The organism is bacterium (assembly GCA_030654305.1).
Classification (GTDB): Bacteria; Krumholzibacteriota; Krumholzibacteriia; order LZORAL124-64-63; family LZORAL124-64-63; genus PNOJ01.
On the sequence record JAURXS010000016.1, the window covers coordinates 1 to 3,302 of the forward strand.

Consider the following 3,302-nt stretch of genomic DNA (forward strand, 5'->3'; position numbering starts at 1 on the left):
AGGAGCGCGAAGTAGGGGCGTTCCCGTCAGAACAGCAGCGCGACGATCCGCTCGAGTCCCGCGCGGTCGGCCTCGCCGAAGGCGTCCGGGCGCTCGGAATCCACGTCCAGGACCGCCACGACGGCCCCCGTGCGGTCCCGCACCGGCACGACGATCTCGCTGCGCGAGCGCGCGTCGCAGGCGACGTGGCCTTCGAAGGCGTGGACGTCGGGCACCAGCACCGTCGCGCCGCCGCGGACCCCGGCCCAACACACGCCTTCCGGCCCGCGCAGCACCGCGCAGGCCACCGGCCCCTGGTAGGGGCCGACCACCAGCGCCCCGTCGAGCACCCGGTAGAATCCCGTCCAGAAGTAGTGCGGCATCTTGTGGTGCAGCACCGCGACGGCGGTCGCCATGCGGGCGGTCGGGTCGTCGGTCTTCAGGAACAGCTCGGCCAGCTGGTCTCCGATGCGGCGGTAGCGCCCGGCGAGGCCGTCGCGGTCGTCGTGCATGTCGTCCTCCGGCGTGGCGGCTGGTGGCCGCGGGATCAGGTGAGGGCCGCGCTGTCGAGGTACGCCGGCACCGACGCCTCGTATCCGCACTCGCGGCGCAGGGACTCGGCGAAGGCGGCGGCGGTCTCGGGTTCGCCGTGGGTGACGAAGACGTGCCGGGGCTTCTCGCCCAGCGCGCGCGCCCAGCGCAGCAGCTCGCCGCGCCCGGCGTGGGCCGAGAACCCGTGGATCTCGGCCACCCGCGCCCGCACCGGCCGCATCGCGCCGAACAGGCGCACCTCGGGCGCGCCGTTCAGGATGTCGCGGCCCAGGGTGCCGGACGCCTGGTAGCCGATGAACAGCACCGTGCTCTCGGACCGACCCAGGTTGTGCTCGAGGTGGTACTTGATGCGGCCGCTGGTGCACATGCCCGACCCGGCGATGATGATCGCCGGCCGCTTCTGGAAGTTGATCGCCTGGGACTCCTCGCGGGTGCGGCAGAGCCGCAGGCCCGGGAAGTCGCTCAGGTGCCGCCCCTCGCGCAGCAGGACGCGGGCCTCCTCGTCGAAGAGCTCGGGGTGGCGCGCGAAGACCTCGGTGACCCTGATGGCCATCGGGCTGTCCACGAAGACGGGCAGGTCGGGCAGACGGCCCGCCTGTCGCAGCTGGTTCAGGTGGTAGAGCAGGTCCTGGGTGCGCTCGACCGAGAAGCTCGGGATCACCAGGTTGCCGCCCGCGGCCGAGGTTTCGAGGACCACGCGGGCCAGCGCCTCGGGCACCTCCCGCGGCGGGTCGTGGTCCTTGTCCCCGTAGGTCGATTCGATCACCAGGTAGTCGGCGAGGGCCGGCGGCCGCGGGTCCTCGAGGATGGGCATGTCCCAGGGGCCGAGGTCGCCCGAGAAGACCAGCGTCCGCCGGCTCCCGCCTTCGCCCAGGCGCAGGATCACCGAGGCGGCGCCCAGGATGTGGCCGGCGCCCGTCAATTCCAGCTCGATCCCGTCGGCCACCCGCACCGGGGCGCCGAAGGCGGCCTTCGTCAGGCGCTTGCGGACGGCGAGGGCGTCGCGGTGCGTGTAGAGAGGTTCCTCGGGGTGCGGCCCGCTGCGGCCCTCGCGCCGGTGCCGCTTGCGCTTGTTGCGGGCGTCCTCTTCCTGGATCGAGCCCGCGTCCTCCATGACGATCATGGCGATGTCGGCCGTCGCCGCGGTGCAGTGGATGCGGCCCGTGAAGCCGTCGCGCACCAGCTTCGGCAGCAGGCCGCAGTGGTCGAGGTGGCCGTGGGTCAGGACCACCGCGTCGATGTCCGCGGGCGCGACGAGGTCCGGCTGCCAGTTGCGCGCCTTGAAGCGCCACTCCTGGAACATGCCGCAGTCCACGTAGACGCGCTTGCCGCCGGCCTCGACGAGGTAGCGCGAGCCGGTGACGTTGCCGGCGGCGCCCAGGAAGGTCAGTCGGATGTCCACGCGGTACCTCCGCATTCGTTGGTGTGGCCGGTTCCGGACAGCACCTTGGACGGCTACCTGGCCAACCCAGGGTGTTGCATGGTGATCCAAGCTTCTACTTGCTCTTCGAACTCCGCAGCTTTGTCGATGAGTTCCGTTGCTTCCGTATCGGTGACGGTCTCAGCGCAATCGTAATCTACGATATTCCGTTTGCGACGGCAGGTGTCAAAGTAGATGGCGAAGCGGCGGTCGGCGGAAAGATCGGCGAGAGCGGCGTCGTCAAAGTCGCGAATCACAACGGAGCGCAGCCCGTCAATCTCCTGACGGCTCGTCTCGTGTCGCTGGGCTCGGCGCGTCTCCAACAACTGCGTCCAGTTCATCGAGACTCCCTAGGACAGGCAGTTTCTCACGCGCCATGACCTCGCGCAGGAAATGGTGCCCCGCGGCCAGCTTGTTTGCAACCTCTGCCTGCGTGTAGATCGTGGGATTGATCGGCCGCAGCAGGCGCTCTTCGGCTTTCTGGAGAGGTACGGCCAGTACGGCCAGACCCGTGTCGCCGATGATCATCAGATCGACATCGCTTGAACCGGATTCTTCGCCCCGGGCTAGTGATCCGTATACGAAGGCCCATGAGATCCGAGCCGAGAACGGCATGAGCGCTTCCCGGAGCACGTCGACCAGGCCGACGGTCTTCAGCATGAGTCCGCGGAGTTCGCTGAAGACCGGGCAACCGGGGTCAGGCTGGAAATAGACGCGGTTGCCATCGCGTCGCCGGCGCAGGATCCCCGCCGCCACCAACGCGGAAAGTTCCCGCTGCAGGCTCGAGGGCCGCACCTGCAGGTGGTTGGCCAGATCGCTCAGGTACCACCAGCGCTCGGGATTCAGCAGCGTGGTTCCCAGGATCCGGCTACGGGTCTGTGGCATAATCGTGTTGATAAAGAATGACTTACGCATAATGAATATAATCGTACGTAAAATCAGTAAGTGTCAAGTATAATTTCCAGTTCCGCCCGTCCGGGACGAGTCCTGATTGCCGCGATTGACGCCGGACACTAGACTGCGAAACGCTGGTGTACGCTCCGCACTTCGTCCGGGACCAGGAGAGTCGCATGACCGCAGCATCCGCACCCGCCGCCGCTCCGCAGACGGGCAAGACGACCTGGCGCTTCCCGCGCGCCTTCTGGACCGGCAACGGCGCCGAACTCTGCGAGCGCGCCGCCTACTACGGCACGTTCATCGCCCTGCGCACCTACCTGATCCGCGCGGTCGGGCTGGACGACGTCCAGGCGGGCGTCGTGGCCGGCCTGTTCGGCGGCTGGATCTACCTGATGCCCTTCTTCACCGGGGCGCTGGCCGACCGCATGGGCTTCCGCAACGCCCTGATGCTGGC

At 68.4% G+C, this 3,302-nt stretch carries 5 protein-coding genes; 1 reads left to right on the forward strand and 4 read right to left on the reverse strand.

Translation table 11 applies throughout. The features are described 5' to 3' along the window. Positions 1-26: 26 nt before the first annotated feature. From Q7W29_00455 to Q7W29_00470, 4 genes are read right to left on the reverse strand one after another with little or no spacing between them, the layout of a single operon-like run. The gene (locus Q7W29_00455) at positions 27-491 is read right to left on the reverse strand and encodes a GAF domain-containing protein (protein MDO9170284.1); all 465 of its coding nucleotides are present in this window, start codon (positions 489-491) and stop codon (positions 27-29) included. Positions 492-526: 35 nt separating this feature from the next. After that, positions 527-1,933 (reverse strand): MBL fold metallo-hydrolase, encoded by a 1,407-nt coding sequence (locus Q7W29_00460; protein ID MDO9170285.1) that lies wholly within the window; start codon positions 1,931-1,933, stop codon positions 527-529. Between the two features lie 53 nt (positions 1,934-1,986). Further along, positions 1,987-2,292, reverse strand: coding sequence for a hypothetical protein (locus Q7W29_00465; protein ID MDO9170286.1), 306 nt, complete (start codon positions 2,290-2,292; stop codon positions 1,987-1,989). Next, complete coding sequence (locus tag Q7W29_00470) at positions 2,225-2,866, reverse strand: hypothetical protein (protein ID MDO9170287.1); 642 nt, start codon at positions 2,864-2,866, stop codon at positions 2,225-2,227. Before Q7W29_00470 ends, Q7W29_00465 begins: the two co-directional genes overlap by 68 nt. A 155-nt stretch (positions 2,867-3,021) precedes the next feature. On the opposite strand from Q7W29_00470, the gene Q7W29_00475 reads away from it, so the two are divergent. Then, positions 3,022-3,302, forward strand: a 281-nt coding sequence (locus Q7W29_00475) for a hypothetical protein (GenBank protein ID MDO9170288.1), incomplete at its 3' end; no start/stop codon positions are given.

Bases quoted from the DNA above. Each gene is read 5' to 3' on its own strand.
- Q7W29_00455 (MDO9170284.1), bottom strand. From the start codon at position 491: ATGCACGACGACCGCGACGGCCTCGCCGGGCGCTACCGCCGCATCGGA.
- Q7W29_00470 (MDO9170287.1), bottom strand. From the start codon at position 2,866: ATGCGTAAGTCATTCTTTATCAACACGATTATGCCACAGACCCGTAGC.
- Q7W29_00465 (MDO9170286.1), bottom strand. From the start codon at position 2,292: ATGAACTGGACGCAGTTGTTGGAGACGCGCCGAGCCCAGCGACACGAG.